At 59.1% G+C, this 16835-nt stretch carries 12 protein-coding genes and 5 pseudogenes; 9 read left to right on the forward strand and 8 right to left on the reverse strand.

Features of this window, described 5'->3' with window-relative positions; genetic code table 11:
• Positions 1-72: 72 nt before the first annotated feature.
• From OCK02_RS25525 to OCK02_RS25535, 3 genes are read right to left on the reverse strand one after another with little or no spacing between them, the layout of a single operon-like run.
• Positions 73-3264: an error-prone DNA polymerase gene (locus OCK02_RS25525; RefSeq protein WP_263815475.1), complete on the reverse strand. Its 3192-nt coding sequence runs from the start codon at positions 3262-3264 to the stop codon at positions 73-75.
• Entirely contained in the window at positions 3261-4769 is a 1509-nt protein-coding gene (locus OCK02_RS25530; protein WP_263815476.1) for a Y-family DNA polymerase, read from the reverse strand. Before OCK02_RS25530 ends, OCK02_RS25525 begins: the two co-directional genes overlap by 4 nt.
• Positions 4690-5445 (reverse strand): ImuA family protein, encoded by a 756-nt coding sequence (locus tag OCK02_RS25535; protein WP_263815477.1) that lies wholly within the window; start codon positions 5443-5445, stop codon positions 4690-4692. The genes OCK02_RS25530 and OCK02_RS25535 overlap by 80 nt, the downstream gene beginning before the upstream one ends.
• 492 nt (positions 5446-5937) lie before the next feature.
• Here OCK02_RS25535 and dinB point away from each other — a divergent pair, with 492 nt between their 5' ends.
• Both dinB and OCK02_RS25545 read left to right on the forward strand, forming a co-directional pair.
• Positions 5938-7038, forward strand: a complete 1101-nt coding sequence (gene dinB, locus OCK02_RS25540; RefSeq protein ID WP_263815478.1) for a DNA polymerase IV — start codon at positions 5938-5940, stop codon at positions 7036-7038.
• Between the two features lie 208 nt (positions 7039-7246).
• A pseudogene (locus OCK02_RS25545) lies at positions 7247-7333 on the forward strand (DUF808 family protein); the annotation flags it as partial.
• A 50-nt stretch (positions 7334-7383) separates the two neighbouring features.
• On the opposite strand, the pseudogene OCK02_RS25550 reads toward OCK02_RS25545, so the two are convergent.
• Together OCK02_RS25550 and OCK02_RS25555 are read right to left on the reverse strand one after the other, a co-directional pair.
• Positions 7384-7651, reverse strand: a pseudogene (locus OCK02_RS25550) (IS110 family transposase); the annotation flags it as partial.
• A gap of 784 nt (positions 7652-8435) precedes the next feature.
• A pseudogene (locus tag OCK02_RS25555) lies at positions 8436-8618 on the reverse strand (DUF892 family protein); the annotation flags it as partial.
• 343 nt (positions 8619-8961) lie between these two features.
• Between OCK02_RS25555 and OCK02_RS25560 the strand changes: the two are divergent.
• Positions 8962-9177: a hypothetical protein gene (locus OCK02_RS25560; protein WP_263815479.1), complete on the forward strand. Its 216-nt coding sequence runs from the start codon at positions 8962-8964 to the stop codon at positions 9175-9177.
• Entirely contained in the window at positions 9174-9353 is a 180-nt protein-coding gene (locus OCK02_RS25565; RefSeq protein ID WP_263815480.1) for a hypothetical protein, read from the forward strand. The genes OCK02_RS25560 and OCK02_RS25565 overlap by 4 nt, the downstream gene beginning before the upstream one ends.
• Positions 9354-9592: 239 nt before the next feature.
• Here OCK02_RS25565 and OCK02_RS25570 read toward each other — a convergent pair whose 3' ends face one another.
• Complete coding sequence (locus tag OCK02_RS25570) at positions 9593-9877, reverse strand: PRC-barrel domain containing protein (RefSeq protein ID WP_263815481.1); 285 nt, start codon at positions 9875-9877, stop codon at positions 9593-9595.
• A gap of 1359 nt (positions 9878-11236) precedes the next feature.
• Between OCK02_RS25570 and OCK02_RS25575 the strand changes: the two genes are divergently transcribed.
• Both OCK02_RS25575 and OCK02_RS25580 read left to right on the forward strand, forming a co-directional pair.
• On the forward strand, positions 11237-11605 hold the full coding sequence (locus tag OCK02_RS25575; protein WP_263815482.1) for a response regulator: 369 nt from the start codon (positions 11237-11239) through the stop codon (positions 11603-11605).
• A 100-nt stretch (positions 11606-11705) separates the two neighbouring features.
• A protein-coding gene (locus OCK02_RS25580) for an IS3 family transposase (RefSeq protein ID WP_263815483.1) occupies positions 11706-12925 on the forward strand; the annotation gives its coding sequence in 2 pieces (ribosomal slippage) (positions 11706-12042 and positions 12042-12925; 1221 coding nt in all).
• A gap of 51 nt (positions 12926-12976) precedes the next feature.
• Here the strand turns inward: OCK02_RS25580 and OCK02_RS25585 are convergent.
• Entirely contained in the window at positions 12977-14023 is a 1047-nt protein-coding gene (locus OCK02_RS25585; RefSeq protein ID WP_263815488.1) for a sensor histidine kinase, read from the reverse strand.
• Between the two features lie 533 nt (positions 14024-14556).
• Here OCK02_RS25585 and OCK02_RS25590 point away from each other — a divergent pair.
• Complete coding sequence (locus OCK02_RS25590; RefSeq protein WP_263815485.1) at positions 14557-14856, forward strand: DUF982 domain-containing protein; 300 nt, start codon at positions 14557-14559, stop codon at positions 14854-14856.
• 4 nt (positions 14857-14860) lie between these two features.
• On the opposite strand, the pseudogene OCK02_RS25595 reads toward OCK02_RS25590, so the two are convergent.
• Positions 14861-15214: pseudogene (locus OCK02_RS25595) on the reverse strand (DUF1515 family protein); the annotation flags it as partial.
• A 132-nt stretch (positions 15215-15346) separates the two neighbouring features.
• Between OCK02_RS25595 and OCK02_RS25600 the strand changes: the two are divergent.
• Together OCK02_RS25600 and OCK02_RS25605 are read left to right on the forward strand one after the other, a co-directional pair.
• On the forward strand, positions 15347-15598 hold the full coding sequence (locus tag OCK02_RS25600) for a hypothetical protein (RefSeq protein WP_263815487.1): 252 nt from the start codon (positions 15347-15349) through the stop codon (positions 15596-15598).
• A 799-nt stretch (positions 15599-16397) separates the two neighbouring features.
• Positions 16398-16759: pseudogene (locus OCK02_RS25605) on the forward strand (transposase); the annotation flags it as partial.
• Positions 16760-16835: the final 76 nt, after the last annotated feature.

Raw genomic sequence — 16835 nt, forward strand, 5'->3', positions numbered from 1 at the left:
GGCGGGCTGACCCATTCCCGGCTCTGTCCGGAAGGCACGGCGAGCGCCGAAGCTACACCACTCCCTGGGACATCATCTGTCCCGTGGCTTGACAGAGGCCCGACTATCGCGACCTCCGTGCGCGAATTCATCGCCCCGTCCCGTCTGTAGAGCAAAGCCGAGATCGCGATCCGCAAGACCCGAAAGCTCGCGGGACAGATCGAATAGCTGCTGGGCGACGAGGTGAACGACATCCCCTTCCCGCTGGATACGTCCGTTGATTGCCATCATCGTCGATCCGAGGACGACCTGGCGGCGACGCTCGAATAGCGACGGCCAGACGACTATGTTGGCCGGGCCGGTTTCATCCTCGATGGTGATGAACATCACCCCTTTCGCACTGCCTGGCCTCTGCCTGACCAGAACCAGCCCGGCCGTCATCATCCATCGCCCATCCCTGGCATTCATCGCCTGGGCGCAGGTGAGGATGCGACGCTCCGTCAAATCCTTTCGAAGGAACGCGACGGGATGCTCTCGAAGAGTCAACCCGGTGTGTTCGTAGTCCTCCACGACGTTGTGTCCCGTGGTCATCTGCCGAAGTTCCACCTTCGGCTCCTGCTGCTCGGCAATGGCCCGAGTTTCACGTTCGGAGGCGGCCGCGAAAAGCGGTAGCGGCTCATCTCGGAGCGCCTTGATTCCCCAGAGGGCATCACGGCGCTGTAATCCCAACGATGGCCGGAATGCATCGGCTTCGGCGAGTTGTACCAGGGCTTCTGCCGCCACATTCGAGCGCCGCCAGACATCATCGACGGACTCGAACGACCTGTTCATGCGGGCGGCAACGATCCTCGCGACATGAATGTCCGCCAAACCTTTCACGAGCCTCATGCCGAGGCGGACCGCGTGCCGGTCGGTTTCCCCGATCTGCTCCAACGTGCAGTCCCACCTGGACCGGTTGATACAGACGGGCCGGATTTCGACGCCATGGTTCCTGGCGTCCCCGACGATCTGGGCTGGCGCGTAGAAGCCCATTGGCTGGCTGTTGATCAGCGCCGCGCAGAACACCTCGGGATAATGGCACTTCATCCAGTTCGAGGCATAGGCGATGAGCGCGAATGAGGCGGCGTGGCTCTCCGGAAAACCGTAAGAGCCGAACCCCTCCAGCTGGCTGAAGGTCTTCTCGGCGAAGTCGGCCGAGTATCCGTTCTTGATCATCCCGGACACAAGCTTGTCCTTGAAGCGGCTGACGCCACCCGTGAACTTGAAGGTGGCCATCGATTTGCGCAGCTGATCGGCCTCCCCCCCGGTGAAGCCCGCGCAGACCATCGCGACTTTCATCGCGCTCTCCTGAAACAGCGGCACGCCCAGCGTCTTGCCGAGAACGGCCTCCAGCTCCGGCGTCGGATAGTGGACGGCCTCCTTGCCCTCTCGGCGACGAAGATATGGGTGCACCATATCGCCCTGGATCGGCCCTGGTCGGACAATCGCCACCTGGATCACCAGATCGTAGAAGGTTCGGGGCTTCAGTCGCGGAAGCATGGCCATCTGCGCCCGGCTCTCCACCTGAAACGTCCCGAGGGTATCAGCCTTGCGGATCATCGCGTAGGTGGCGGGGTCCTCGTGCGGGATGGCCGCAAGGTCGAGATCGACGTCCTTGTGCTGCCTGAGGAGGGCGAAGGACTTCGCCATGCAGGTCAGCATACCGATGGCGAGCACGTCGACCTTCATGAACTTCAACGCCTCGATATCGTCCTTGTCCCATTCAATCACCTGACGGTCGGCCATGGTGGCGGGCTCTATCGGCACAAGATCGTCCAGGCGGTCGTGCGTGAGGACGAAACCGCCGGGGTGCTGTCCCAGATGGCGTGGTGCGCCCATCAACTGTTGCGCCAGCTTTAGGGTCAGGGCCAGACGCCGATCCTTGGGATTCAAACCCGCGGTCGTCAGCCGCTGATCACTGACCAGTTCTTCGGACCAATGCCACATCCCCGATGACAGGGCCTTGATGATGTCCTCCGGCAAGCCGAGCGCCTTGCCGACGTCGCGGATCGCCCCCTTCGCCCGGTAGCGGTTGACGGTGGCGCAGAGCGCTGCCCTATCCTTCCCGTATGTCTTGTAAATCCACTGGATGACCTCCTCCCGCCGTTCGTGTTCGAAATCGACGTCGATATCGGGCGGTTCGTCGCGCTCCTTCGAGACGAACCGTTCGAACAGAAGATCGTTGGTCTCGGGATCGATCGAGGTGATGCCGAGGATGTAGCAGATGGCCGAGTTGGCAGCCGAGCCCCGCCCCTGGCAGATGATGTCCTGGCTTCTGGCGAACCGCACGATCGAGAAGACCGTCAAGAAGTACGGTGCATAGCGCATCTCCTTGATCAGATCGAGCTCGTGCCTGACTGCGCGCAGCACCTTCTGCGGCAGACCCTCCGGATAACGGTTCGGGATGCACTCGCGAACATAGTGTTCCAACGATTGCTGGGCATCCTTCCCGTCCACGAAGGCCTCCTCCGGGTATTGGTAGGTCAGTTCGTCGAGACTGAAACGGCAGCGGTTGACGATCTCCATCGTTCTCGCAAGCGCTTCCTGATACCGCGGAAACAACCGCTCCATTTCCTCTGGTGGTTTCAGGTATCGGTCGGCATGCCGCTCGCGCTCGAAGCCAACTTCGTCGATCGTGGTGTTGTTGCGGATGCAGGTTACGACATCCTGGAGTTGACGGCGGCCGGGCTCATGGAAGAGCACGTCGTTGGTGACGACCGTCCTGACCTTGAATTGCGCCGCCAGATTCGAAATCTGATGAAGCCGCCATTGATCGTTCGGGCGTCGACGAAGACTGAGGGCGACGTAGGCGCGGTTACCGAAGATGTCGGCCATCTTCCGCAGCCTTACCGCGCAGGTTTCGTCGGCGAGGTCAGGCACAAGGACGCCGATCAGGCCGTCGGCGTAGAGAATGACGTCATCGAGTGTCAGGATGCAGTTCGCCTTGCCGCCACGCTCCTTCCCGAGTGTCAGCAGGCGCGTCAGCCGGGAATAGGCAGCGCGATCTGTGGGATAGACCAGGACCGACATCCCATCCTGTAGGTCAAGGCGACAGCCGACGACGAGACGGACGCCGGTCGCACGCGATGCCTCCAGCGCCCGGACGATTCCGGCAAGCGAGTTTCGATCGACCACACCGAGCGCCTCGATCCCGAGTTCTTTTGCGGATGCAAACAACTCGTCGGCCGAGGACGCGCCGCGCAGGAAGCTGAAGTGGGTGGTAACCTGGAGCTCGGCGTAGCTCATGCGAATATTCCATGGACGAACCATCGATGCGACCCGGTTGCCGGATCGACGCCATCTCCCTGGCGGAATATCCAAAGTCGCTCCCCGCCCTCCCCCTCGACGACGAAGTAGTCACGCACAGCCTCCAGCTCGGCGTCGCGCTTCCACCACTCGCCGAATACCCGTTCGGGCCCGTCGGCGCGCTTGACCTTCATCCGCCGTCCACGCCAGGTGATGCTCGCAGGCGGATGGTCCGGCATCAGCGCAATCGCTTCGATGCGGTCTGGACGCGCCAGCAGTCGAACCGGCCGGGGCCAGTGGTTCGCCCAGGTTTCATCGGAGACTGCAGCGGCGGCGATACGTTGCACGCTGCGCTCCGGCACGTCGGAGGATACGGGTGCCATGCGATAGACTCGGTGACCGCGGTTCCCGAAGATATCGACGAGAGGCGTAACATCACTCGTTTCGTCCTCCACGAGCGACGACGACTTCTGCAGCTCCTCGAGCGGCTCGGTCATAACCGCCACCAGGGTCAGCTTCTCGATACCGAAGCCCGGCTCGATCTTTTCCGTGCGATCCCGAAAGAGCTTTGTCAGCCAGGCGACATCTCGGGCAGGCTTGGCCGTACCAGCGCGGATGGCCTGGCGGGTGCCATCGATCTTCCCGACGATCAGATCGGCTCGACGAACGCCCTGCCCCTTCCGCTGCAGCTCCGCCACCAGTTGCACGACGAGGCGACCGACATACTTGTTGATCGTTTCGGCCGCGCCGATGGGTTCCGCGAAGGCTCGGCTTACTTCGATCAGCTCCGGTGTCCGGACAGGATCGATGGGTTCCGCCATTCGACCAAACATCTGATCCAGGCGGCGGCCGATCTCAGGTCCAAAACGAAGCGCCAGAGGTGCCCGTGGCTTTGCGGATAGCTCGCCGATGGTTCTGAAGCCGAGCATGCGGAGATCATCGACGGTTTTGGCTGGGAGCCTTAACATGGACAAGGGCAGCCCTTCGACCGCACGGGCCGTCTCGCCAGCCGGCACGACAACGGTTTCCCGTTTGATGGCACGGGCGCAGGCATGAGCCGCGCCCCAGGTGTCAGCGACGGCTACACGGGCGGTCAGCATCCTGCCGCGGAAACGATTGGCGATCCCAGACAGCATCAGTGCCTCGCCGCCTTGCAGATGATCCGCGCCTTCGGTGTCCATGACAATGCCATCCGGTGCATCGACGGCGACGATGGGGGAATACTGCCCCAACGCCCAGAGCGTTATCCGTTCGAGAGCGGCAGCGTCAGCCTGCGGATCGGCGTCCACGAGCAGAAGCTCCTGGAAGATCGCCTGGGCTTTTGCCGCCGCCATGCCGACACGGACACCTGATCTCCTGGCAGCGGCGTTGGCAGCCGACACCCACCGCTTCGAACCGCTTCGGGCGATGACGGCTATGGCTTGCTCAACCGGAATAGACGGATCGGCCCGTCTGATCCTGTCCGTTGCCAGGTCCGGCAGATAGATTGATACGACCCGTGGCATCACACGCTCCGACGAAAAACTCTGCGCACTCGCCCGCCTTCACTCTCATCAACTCCAGAAACCACCGCGCCCGCCCAACACCGGGAACGGGAAGCGCCTCGCTCGGAAGGACACTCACACGCCACCGCGTGGTCGCGGCCGTCGGCTGACCGTAGTCGTTGGCTTCGGTCTGGCGTCGCCATCGCCGAACTGCCAGCCCCATGGTGCCGGTCTTTTCGGCCGCAAACTGAAGCCGCCGCGACGCCGTCATCGGAAGCCGCACCAGCTCTCCAACCACAGCACCTAGCCCCCCGAAGGCCAAAGCCTCTTCCATCGAGGCCAGCACGTCCTCCTCCCGGTCGCTCTCGACGAAGATCACCCGTTTCGGATGCAGACCGGCCTGGGCCAGTGCGGGGAAAAACAGGTCGGGCCGCGTCAAGCACCAGACGATGTGACCCTTCGTCCGTGCCGCAATACCTGCCGCGAACAACGCGGCGGCAGCGCCGTCCACCGTGCCCGCTCCACCACCGGCGAACTCATGCAGTGCGCCGAATGAAAGGCCTCCACCCGGCAGCCGGTCGTCGATATCGGGAATGTCAAAAGGAAGGACCCGCTTCAGGCGCTTCGCCGTCCCTTCGAGGTGCTGAATGCGCCCTTGAAGCTCGGAAATTACTGGATTTGCGGCACCGCGCGCCATCGATGGCCTCTGTAAAAACCGGTTCTCAAACCGCCCGAAAGCGACTATGTTCTTTGTTTGTTCCTACTCGGCATTTGAGTCAATCGTGATGTTATCGTCAAAATCGCCCATCCAACGGCCGTCCACAGAGGCTCGAGGCTGGATCAGGAAACGAAATCAAAGAGCTAATGATTGCCCATCCACAGATCGGTGAAAGGACCGAATGAAGAAAAAATTCCTGCCCCATGGGATTATTCTCCAGAGCCTGCCCTGCAAGGTTCTCCCGGTCTCCTGCCGTGTCCGCTACGACGGCATGCTGTCCGTGAGATCGTGAGTTTGATCAGGAAAAGGAAACACATCACGGTCCCTGCCAGGACTGAGGAGGCCATGCCGGTGATCTTGACCACCAAGGGGCGAGTCGAGACCTGGCTTACGGCTCCCTGGGAGGAAGCGCTCCCGGACGAATTGTTGATTGAGCCGGTGGTAGATGCCGTCGCATGACTGGATGCCCTGATGACCGCAGAGACTGACCCCGCCGCGGCAGACCGTGTCCGCAAGATCATCCATATCGACATGGATGCCTTCTACGCTTCGGTCGAGCAACGCGACAACCCGGAACTGCGGGGGAAGCCGGTTGCCGTCGGAGGTTCAGAAGCACGCGGCGTCGTGGCGGCAGCCAGCTACGAGGCACGGACCTATGGCGTCCATTCCGCCATGCCGTCTGTGACCGCGAAACGGAAATGCCCTGACCTCATTTTCGTCCAGCCGCGTTTCGACGTCTACAAGACCGTGTCCGCTCAGATCAGGGAAATCTTCGCGGACTACACGCCCCTGATCGAGCCTCTGTCTTTGGACGAAGCCTATCTTGACGTGACGGAAAACCTCAAGGGCATGGAGATCGCCACCGAGATCGCCCTTGAAATCCGCACCAGGATTAAGGCCGCAACGGGTTTGAACGCATCAGCAGGCATCAGCTATAACAAGTTCCTCGCCAAGATGGCCAGCGATCTCAACAAGCCGAACGGCCAGGCCGTGCTCACCCCCAAGGTTGGTCCCCGTTTCGTCGAAACGCTCCCTGTAAAGAAATTCCACGGGGTCGGGCCTGCGACCGCCGAAAAAATGCGTCGCCTCGGCATCCAGAACGGAGCCGATCTCAGGGCTAAGGATTTGCAGTTCCTCGTCGAACATTTTGGGAAATCGGGTCCATATTTCTTCGGCATCGCTCGAGGAATTGACGAGCGTCGCGTAAAGCCGGATCGCGTCCGCAAATCTGTAGGCGCGGAGGACACCTTCGTCCACGACATACAGTCCTATGAGCCGGCGCTGGAGGGACTGCGACCGCTGATCACCAAGGTGTGGCGCTACTGCGAGACCAACGCCATCAGGGCGAAGACAGTCACGTTGAAGGTGAAATACTCCGACTTCACTCAGATCACGCGGGCAAAGTCAACTGAGCGGCCGATGGCGTCTGCGGGCGATATCGAAGAGATCGCAATCTTGCTTCTCAAGCCGCTGTTTCCGCCCGAAAAAGGCGTCCGCTTGCTCGGCGTGACCCTATCCTCGCTTGAGGGTGCGGCAGCATGCCCGACCGAGCAGCTACAGCTAACGCTCTAACCGACCTGCCTGCTCTTCCGCGCGGATCCTGTCCTTGCTGACGGCGACAAATCGCGGACTTCGGATGTCGTGCGTAGAAGCGGACATCAATCTCCGTAGCGAAATGTGGTAGATGGCCTCGCGAGTGAGACACAGTCACGATGGCACGCTATCCAAACTAAAAATGCTCAGAGATAATTTCGTTACATTGGCGAATGGATACAATCGTATGGCAACTGGGCTTCTCGCGCTGCTCGACGACGTCGCCGCCATTGCGAAACTTGCGGCCACCTCGCTCGATGATGTCGCCGCCCAGACAGCGAAAGCCGGTGCAAAGGCCGCGGGCGTCGTAGTCGACGATGCTGGCTCGGCGCCGGCTGCATCATTCTCCTGCCGTTTGACGAAGGCTTTACGTACGCAGGTGGTAGCAAGCGACCTTCATGGCCGAGCTTACCCATCTCGCGTGCCCATTCATGCGCGGCAGCACAAGCCTTCCATCGCAACAATGCACCGCGGCAAGAACTTGGCCGCGCAATAGCTTCCTGCGCAGGAAAACGCCGCCATCCGCTCCAGCCGCGTGAATCTGAAACACCACCTTGGCAAGGTCCAGGCCGACAATACTAACGTCCTCCATATGCCTCCTCCTGTGTTGGTGACTTTACGCGTCACCATCTTGGCACACGGCAATGCTGGTGGGAGGGGCATCCAACCCATCGGTGGCAATCAATAAAACAGACCCCACTCATCGCTTGGCAAGATCACCTCCAGCGAGTTCGCAATGAAAATGGCTATGGAACAACTGTCGCATGAGGCTGGATTGAAAATCCAAGACTCTCCCGCAGATGGAACCACTCCGACCTGTCGCCCATTTTAAGTGGATGAAGGTAGCTCCAATTCGCAATGGCAGACAGGCGATGTTGGTCGTCCTGATCGTAGCTGCAGTGATTGCAGCATTTGTCTACGCTGCCAGCATCCCCGTCACGGAACCCGATGGCCCGCTAGATCCAAAAGAGAGCGTCATCTATCCAGATTAACCGAAATGGAACGTGCCTACAGGGCAATAATCCCCAGCGCCAGGAATCCCAGCGCTCCAATGATCAACATCATTTCGACAATCACAGCTCGCATGATCCTTCCTCGATCGATAGCGAGGAACTGGCGCAGAGCCCAAAGGTTCCCGCAGAAACCGTTGTGCGGCAAAGGGCCAAGCCGGCGCCCCATGCAGCAGAGCGCCGGAGGAAGACATGCAGATGATTGGTTGCTCAGGCCAAGCCTCCAGACGCCTCCCTGCCCAACAAGAAGCTACCAGAGGCCCGACTTGCAATCCAGTGCCAAGCTTCGCTCCCAACTGGAACGACGATACTTGTGCATGCCGATCGGTCTCCGTAGGCAGGGCGCAGCGGCCTCCCCTGCATTCTCTAGGCTGCCTTCGTCGCAGCCGACACCTTGTTGATTGACGTCACTGCGAGGTTGGTGAGCTTGTTGTTTGTCGCCTTCTCCTGGCCGAGATCCTTCGCCCATTCACGTAGCGAACCATACCGCTCGATCTCGTAGTGTTCGACAGCCTACAATGCGGCGAAAAGACCGGCATCAAGCGCGGTCCTTATCTTTTCGAATGTGGCTCTCGTCCCATGGCGGCGCAGAGACGGCGATAGCAGACGCCGCCCATGTTGGGGATACGTAAGATTTCCGCGTTCGACATGTCGATCATGTCAGCCACGCGTTCGAAGCCGTGTTGACTGAGCTGCGCCACAAGCCCTGGTCTTAGGCCAATGTCTGAAAGTTTCGCGTTGAGATTCGCCATGGCTGGAATTGAGCACAAGGGGCTGGGGTCATCAACCCACACCGCAGTTGATGTGCCCATGGAGCCGCTTGACTCCTCGCATCACCATGACAGGTTGCGGGCAGCGGTTCGTGGACCAGCGATGGACAAGGAAACCCCGCATGACCCCAGCTCGCTTCACTGAATGCCTTCTTCTCATCCGGTGGACGCCGATCTACCTCGCGTCTGCACTCCAATGCCAGTTGTCTTGGGTTGAAGCGCTAGAAGCTGGGAACGAGGAAATTCCAGCTGGCCTCGCCGCGTGGCTCGAAACGCTCGCGCAGGCGCATGAGGCATCGCCGCCGCCAACCACCTACTATGGGAAGATGTCAGAATGATTGATGGCCTTATCCTGGACGACGACGTTAGCGAAGCGCTGGAGCTGGCGCGCCGGGATCTCGGCTTGAGCCAACCCTATGCCATCGGGGCGATCCTGCGCGACTGGCTGGAGGGCCATGGCTATCTGTCGGCCGACGACCTTGATGAGGACAGCCCGGTCCACGGCGAAGCGTGAATGGAGGACGCAAATGGAAAACGGCCACGATTCACCATCGCTCTACTACTTGATCGTAGGGCGCAACACGAACACGAACGAAGGCCTTGGGCGTGTGCTCGCTCTAATCGCGGCTTCGATCGTCGTGCTTGGTACGTTGTTTTGGATACTGCTGCGGTAGCACCGGCAAGAACAGCACGGCGCCGATCAGCCGGTTGGGCCGCGGCCATTAAGCCAACCGCGGCCCTGAGACAGGGATTTCAGTCATAGTGTTCGGGCGCTGCCTCTAATTGATCTTTGGTCCAGGCTGTGATCGCATGCACATCGCCATCCTCATCCCGCATGAATTCGAGATCGCCCAATGGTACAGCGACCGGCTTGGCACCGATGCCGAGAAAGCCACCGACGTCGATGACCGCGGTACTGCCATGGAGATGGTCAAGTTTTCCGATCTTATCGTCGTCTGGGCCATAGATCGTTGCGCCTTCGAGGATATCCGGCGTGAGTTCGGTGGGTGAAAGGCGAACGTGACTGGTATGATCCATTTTTTCGATCCTCCGTCTTAGTGGGAACTGAATCAATCCAGCGCGCCATTTATTGTTCCGTCAGGAGAAGAGGCACAGTTCATTTATGCACGGGCACGTCTTGCCGTTTGACTCACTTCAACCTTCAAAACGTTTACTCTCGGAGGCGCCTTCCATCCAGCCACATGCCGGCCCTCCCCGATCCATGGGCGGCCCATTTGGCATGCAAGCATGCATCCATGCCAATCTGTTACAAAGTGTGACCCTCTATGCGCATGGCGGGAATTGCGGATAGCTTAACGCGCAGTTAATAGGCGCGAGCAAAAAATCGAGCCAGGATCAAACGCAATGACATTTGAACTCATCGAAATCATCGCCTTCTTTCTTGCGGTGTACTGGTTCTATCGGTGGGTGTCCCGCGATGCCCTCAAACGTTGAGGACTCGCTCCCACTGCAAGCAACTGGAATGAAACCCGCCATAACCTCAAGCAGTGGGTAGGAACTTTTCCCCGCCCGCTGAGTTTCCGATTATGGGCCCGACCCCTGTGGCCCTACGGCTCGAATTCGCGCCGTTGGGCAAGAGCCCGGAAAGCCAGCGGAGGTTGAAACAAGGGCCTCCGCTGGTCACTCGGCGGCGTTAAGCTGATCGCCGCCCATTCGGCATGCTCGTCGCGACCTGCGTCAGGGCGGGACTTCACCAGTCACCCGCTCAACGGCATCGCATACCTGGCTGAGATCGCTCACTCCTGCATAGTCATAGCCGGAGGTGGCCAGTTCTGTCATGAGGTCCCAAGGGACGCCATGCAGGGGCGGTTGCCGCGCTGAGAAACGCATAGCGCTCACTATTGTATTTCAAACGGCTGGGCGATCGTCTGGCCATTGGCCTTTTCCTTCTTGCTCCGGAGACCGCATGCCGCAAGACCTATGCCATAACGTGAACAAACACGAAACACCGCGATGAGCGACGAGAAGCCTGGCGAACGGATCTGGCCACTCTATGAGGAGTGGTGCAACTGGGCTGCAAGAAGTGGAGTTTCGGTCACGACCGCGGCACGGCTACCACGGGATAATGTTCCAGGGAGTGGTGGTACATGGAGCCTCGGCCGGCTGCGACCGACGATCGTCGATGATGCGCAAGTTGGAAGCTACGACAATCGGTTGTCGAAGCGCCGACAAGCCTGCAATATCTCGGCAAGGACGGCGAACTTGGGAGGATCATGCATCTCGAAACCGTTATCCGTGTTTTACCAGTTGTTCAGGACGTGAGCGCCGCCTTGTGCAAGGGGCGACTAGCGGCTATTTTCGACCCAAGCGGGGGAACGCTTCATTGGACCGGCCGTTAGGCAACATCTGCGTCCAATATTTCAAACGGATTATCAAATGACGTCTCCGATAGTCGCGCTCGTGGTTGAAGACGAAGCTCTTATTCGGATGATGGTGGAAGATGTTCTCCTGGCCGAGAAAATCGAGTTCGTGTCCGTTGACACTGGGGACGCAGCGATCAAAAAACTCCAAGAAAATCCCGGACAATTTCACGTCATCATTTCAGATATCCGTATGCCTGGATCGATAGACGGTTGGGGTGTAGGGCGCGCTGCGAGAAAGCTTTCACCAAATGCCGCCGTGATCTACATTACGGGTGACAGTGCCACACAATGGGTAGCTAATGGTGTCCCAAATAGTATTTTGCTTGAAAAGCCCTTTTCTGACGGTCAGCTTATCGAGGCAATCAGAAGCTTCGCCCGTTGATCGGGAGGGCGCTCGAAGACGGACATTGACTGAATTAGCCCCCGAAAGGCCCGGACATGCTCCCCCACTTAGTTAAGTGTGAAGGAGTAATGTCGGCATTATGACTAGCATCAACCATAAGATAGAGGTCCTCTCGGGGCCTGAACGACGGCGGCGCTGGAGCACGGCGGAGAAGCTGGCCATCATCCAGGAAACCTATGAGGCGGACGCGACGGTGAGCCTCGTCGCCCGTCGTCATGGCATTCAGCCGAACCAGTTGTTCGCCTGGCGCAGGCTGGCGTCTCAAGGCGCGTTGACGGCGACGGCCGCCGAAGAGGAGGTTGTTCCGGCATCCGAATATCGGGCGCTTCAGGCTCAGGTGAAGGAGTTGCAGCGCCTGCTGGGCAAGAAGACGATGGAGAGCGAAATCCTCAAGGAAGCTCTTGAAATCGCCGGTGGCCCAAAAAAACGGATGTTGCGCTCGATCTCTCTTCCGAGGGGAATTTTGGAATGAAGGCCGTCTGCGAAACTCTAGGCGTCGCCCGGTCGAATATCGCTGCGCGTGCCACAGGCTCCCTTTCCAGAGCCAGAGGACGCCCACCACTCCCGGATCGGGAACTGGTGGCGGATATCAAGGCCATCATCGCCGACATGCCCACCTACGGCTATCGGCGTGTCCATGCCATCCTGCGCCGCAACGCCCGGAAAGACGGGCGTTCGTGGCCCAACGCCAAGCGCGTCTACCGGGTCATGAAGCTGCACAACCTGCTATTGGTGCGCCACACCGGAGCGGCCGATGATCGTCTCCACGACGGTCAGGTCGCTGTCGAACGTTCGAACATCAGATGGTGCTCCGACGGCTTCGAGATCGGCTGCGACAACAAGGAGAAGGTCCGTGTCGCCTTCGCCCTCGACTGCTGCGACCGTGAGGCCATCGCCCATGTCGCCACCACCGAGGGCATCAAGAGCCAGGACGTGCAGGACCTCGTGATCACCGCCGTGGAGAACCGCTTCGGCCGCATCAACATGCTGTCCGAACCCATCGAATGGCTCACAGACAACGGCTCCTGCTTCATCGCCAGGGACACCGCGTCCTTGCTGCGCGACATCGGCATGGAACCGTGCACGACGCCGGTGCGCAGCCCGCAATCGAACGGCATGGCCGAGGCCTTCGTCAAAACCTTCAAGCGCGATTACGTCGCGGTGAACCCAACCCCGGACGCCGAAACCGTCATGGCGCAACTGCCGTTCTGGTTCGAGCATTACAATAATCTTCACCCGCACAGCGCCTTAGGATATCAATCCCCGCGCGAGTTCATCAGCTCGCAATCTCAAGCCTGAGCACGTCCGGTCTTTTGGGGGCAACTCCAAAGACGGACATTGACGTATCGCTTATGATGGAAGCTCAAACGCATTGCGCGGGAAAGTGAGCCTTATCAGAAGCCCGTGCGCCTGCCATTCCCTCGATACCTGAGCATTCAGACCGCGAACCAACATTTTTTCGAGGGTCGTTCCGAACCCGGCTTCCGAAAGCTGCACGACAGCCGTAGCTTTCACATTCGATTCCAACCACGCGATTTCAAAACAGTCGCGGTCCGCCGTTAAAGTAACATCCAGCCGCCCTTCTGGCACAGAAAGAGCGCCGTACTTTACTGCGTTGGTGGCATATTCGTGAAACAGCAGTGCAAAGCTTGTCACGCGGTCGGCACTGATGTGTGCGTCCGCGCCATGCAGACGCCATCGCCCGACATCTTTGTCTTCAAATGGAGAGAGAAGATTTGACAGGAGCGTGAAAAGCGGAGTCGACTGCGGCGGGGATTGTTCCCCGCCGCTGACGCTCGGCAAAGTCATCTGGTGAGCGCGCGATAGTGCAACTAATCGGTTCTGCATACTCTCTGCGAGCTCGGCAGGCGTCCGCGCTGTGCGGGCGGCCAGCGTTATGATGCTGCCGACAATCGCAAACAGATTCTTGACGCGGTGATGCATCTCTCGAAGCAGCATGTTCTGATGTTCTACCGCACGCTTCCTCTCCGAAATATCCCGGGCGATCTTGGACGCGCCGATAATCTTGCCCTCGCTGTCCCGGATCGGCGAAATTGTAAGAGAAATGTCAATGAGGGTTCCGTCCTTGCGGCGGCGGATCGTCTCGAAATGGTCCACCCGCTCCCCGGCGTTAATGCGTGCAAGAATCGCCGGCTCTTCGTCTAAACGATCCTCTGGGATAAGTATTGTAATCGGTCTCCCAACCGCTTCGTCCGCAGTATAGCCGAAAAGCCGCTCCGCGCTCAGGTTCCAGGTGGTGATGATGCCCTGCAAGGACTTGCTGATTATGGCGTCGTCGGACGATTCAACAATCGCCGCCAGGAAAGCCGCAGCTTCATTTCCCAGATGCGCCTCCCGTCCACCGGCTTCAGACTTCTGTAGACGGCCTTTTACCATTTCGCCCAAGAGGATCGTCTTCCTATTTCACCTGGAGGTCGCGAATATTTTCCCGCCTGACAAACGAGAGCATACTCATGTTGGGCGGTAAAGCGCAATGATCCCTGTGGCCCACGCTCGTTACAATTGCGGTTCGCGGCTCACGGTGCGGGAGCAAGGAGACGTTGATCTCAATCAGCCCGCCCGTGCCGAAGGTGGCGGCGTGGTTGATGACCCCCGATCCGTGGTTGCGATGATAGTCGTCGGAGCCCGATGGCGCTGGCGATTGTCGTGGGGACCGTGTGGCGGTTCGCCAGCGTGTGACGGCAACTGCCCCCTGTAACGCGATGGAGGGTTAGGCGCTTTCCTCACGTCCAGCGGCGCAATCTCGCTCCGTAGAGTTCTTTTATCGGATCGGCGGAACCGGTGAACTTGCTGCGCGTTTCAATTCGCGGTGCTTTAGCAACGCCTCATTTATCGACATGAAGATAGTGCCGGCGCAAGCCCCATCTCGGCCTAGCGCCTGCCGGCCTACGTTGGAGGAGTAACTATCGATGAAGCTTCCAGATCTACCTTGGTCAACTGCCCTCGTTGTCACGTTTCAGAACGGCACAGAGCACATCTTCCATGGGCCTTATGACGCCCTGGATTTTCTGGAGAACGAATGGCCATTGCGCCACGGTATAAGGTACAACAGGGCAACTCGATCCTGCCGAGGTGCGCTTAACAAGATGACGCCGCTGGCGATCGCGCGCGAAGATTTTGTATCAGCGTGCTTTGAAGCCGGAATGACGCCAAAAGCAGTGCCGCCTATATTCGCCACCAAAATAGCAGGTGCCCGCTCTGCCAAGTGAACCATCAAAAGCCGGCGGGAAAGCTCCCGCCGGCCCTCATCCTTTGCCAATGATCACCTGGGCAATTCGCCTGTTTTGCATCGGCGAATGTGACGCCGAGCACAATGCCGCCGATACCGATCACGCCGAGGGCGCCAATCCCCATCAGTTTCCAGCGTTTCACGTCGTCGGTAACCGGCTTCATCTCGGACATGCCTGTCTCGAGATGCCGACGCGTGACACAAGCTCGGCCATGGGTTTGTGAACCACCGCCCGACTTCGTTCGACTTGTCCTCGGATCGCTGCCCGCTCTCTTCGATCCGCCGGGGGATTGCTGCAGACCACGCATACCCTCCGCGAGTTCGCCGAGTTGACGGTGTACGTAGGCATCTTAATTTGGCGACATCTCTGCTCCTCGTTTTCACGGAAGATTGACGACCGCGACATGAGATTCAGCTTAGTATTGTTCTTCGGGACGCCACGGCCGGCACCCCAAAAGGGGAGAAACATCATGATCCATCGTCACCTTCCAAAGGAAAGTTTCATCGATCCGGATGGTCTCTCGATGCTGGGGGACGTGTTCGACGAGATATGCCGGCAACAGCAAATCGAAACGGAGAGCGAACCGGCCTCCGCCCTAGCCAAGCAACTGCTCAGCCTATACCATGAAGGCATTCACGATCGCGCGAAGCTCCTCACGATGGCCGGGCATCCCGGTCAGGTCATGTTTGCCGGAGCACCAACGCCGGCAAGAGCGTCGTGATGGCATGCAGCGCAAGATGGCAGTACCGGGCATGCGGTGGCGGTTACAGCGCCGCCTGCCCCGGCCCCGTTTGCTTTTGATAGTTCTGCACGGTCATGCTCATTTTTTGCGCCGTGCGTTTCGAATGGTACTTTCTTGATGCGTATGCGGGGTCCGTTGTAGCGGGCGCAAACCCGGCCCAGTCGCCGCACTGGAGGGTCGCGATTATGGCGGATCGCCTTGATGAAGCAGATCATCCCCTTTAGTCGGTTGGCCTCGATCTTGGCTTAAGTCCTTCACCATTGCGACGGCGGTCGGCTAGGACCGATCGACATTCACGACGTGCGTAAACCCCAAAGGCAGCCATTGATAAATACCACGCAAACAACTGGTTTGGGGCCATGCCGACGCACGACGATGCTCACCGTCGCGTCCGCTTCGTCGATTTTCCGCTGTACTCCAGCGCCGTCGCCGTTCCGGCCCGAAAGGACCTGCAGATCTTTATGAGTGGTGATAGTCATAAGTAAAGGGAGCGTGTCCAGTTCGCGGCTAATTCAGTTTTGGCACCGGGCAAAATAGCTCTTCAATTTCGATGCGGACCTTTGGTTGTATTTAGTCATATTTCCACATTGCTGCGCCTCTTCTGACTAGTTAGCGATTTGTGACGCAAATGTGCATATACTATATTTCTAATATTCAGAACGGGGATGAATTCTTGTAAACTCCGCCTATGTGAAGAGCTGGCTCGGGAAATCTGAACAGCCGGGATAAGTGGAATTTCTGCCTGACTTCGGCTTAGATGCCAGGAACAGGAGAGACCATGACGAGACGACCGCGCCGGAACCACAGCCCGGCTTTCAAGGCAAAGGTGGCGCTCGCCGCCATCCGAGGCGAGCAGACGCTGGTGGAATTATCCCAGCAGTTTGACGTGCACGCCAACCAGATCAAACAGTGGAAAGACCAGCTCTTTGAGGGGGCGACAGGCGTTTTCGGCGATGAAGCGAAGGCGGAACCGGCGGGTCCCACCGTCGATGTCAAAACGCTGCACGCCAAGATCGGCGAACTCACACTGGAGAACGATTTTTTAGCCGGAGCGCTCGGCAAGGCGGGATTGCTGGGCGGAAAAAAATGATCGACCGCGCACACAAACTGTCGGTCGCACACCAGGCGAAGCTTCTCGGCGATGATGTCCCAGGGAGTGGTGTAGCTTCGGCGCTCGCCGTGCCTTCCGGACAGAGCCGGGAATGGGTCAGCCCGC

The sequence above is a fragment of the Rhizobium sp. TRM96647 genome (assembly GCF_025780115.1).
Classification (GTDB): domain Bacteria; phylum Pseudomonadota; class Alphaproteobacteria; order Rhizobiales; family Rhizobiaceae; genus Mycoplana.

Bases quoted from the DNA above. Each gene is read 5' to 3' on its own strand.
- OCK02_RS25570 (WP_263815481.1), bottom strand. From the start codon at position 9,877: ATGGATCATACCAGTCACGTTCGCCTTTCACCCACCGAACTCACGCCG.
- OCK02_RS25565 (WP_263815480.1), top strand. From the start codon at position 9,174: ATGATTGATGGCCTTATCCTGGACGACGACGTTAGCGAAGCGCTGGAG.
- OCK02_RS25560 (WP_263815479.1), top strand. From the start codon at position 8,962: ATGACCCCAGCTCGCTTCACTGAATGCCTTCTTCTCATCCGGTGGACG.
- dinB (WP_263815478.1), top strand. From the start codon at position 5,938: ATGACCGCAGAGACTGACCCCGCCGCGGCAGACCGTGTCCGCAAGATC.
- OCK02_RS25600 (WP_263815487.1), top strand. From the start codon at position 15,347: ATGATCCATCGTCACCTTCCAAAGGAAAGTTTCATCGATCCGGATGGT.
- OCK02_RS25525 (WP_263815475.1), bottom strand. From the start codon at position 3,264: ATGAGCTACGCCGAGCTCCAGGTTACCACCCACTTCAGCTTCCTGCGC.
- OCK02_RS25530 (WP_263815476.1), bottom strand. From the start codon at position 4,769: ATGCCACGGGTCGTATCAATCTATCTGCCGGACCTGGCAACGGACAGG.
- OCK02_RS25575 (WP_263815482.1), top strand. From the start codon at position 11,237: ATGACGTCTCCGATAGTCGCGCTCGTGGTTGAAGACGAAGCTCTTATT.
- OCK02_RS25590 (WP_263815485.1), top strand. From the start codon at position 14,557: ATGAAGCTTCCAGATCTACCTTGGTCAACTGCCCTCGTTGTCACGTTT.
- OCK02_RS25585 (WP_263815488.1), bottom strand. From the start codon at position 14,023: ATGGTAAAAGGCCGTCTACAGAAGTCTGAAGCCGGTGGACGGGAGGCG.
- OCK02_RS25535 (WP_263815477.1), bottom strand. From the start codon at position 5,445: ATGGCGCGCGGTGCCGCAAATCCAGTAATTTCCGAGCTTCAAGGGCGC.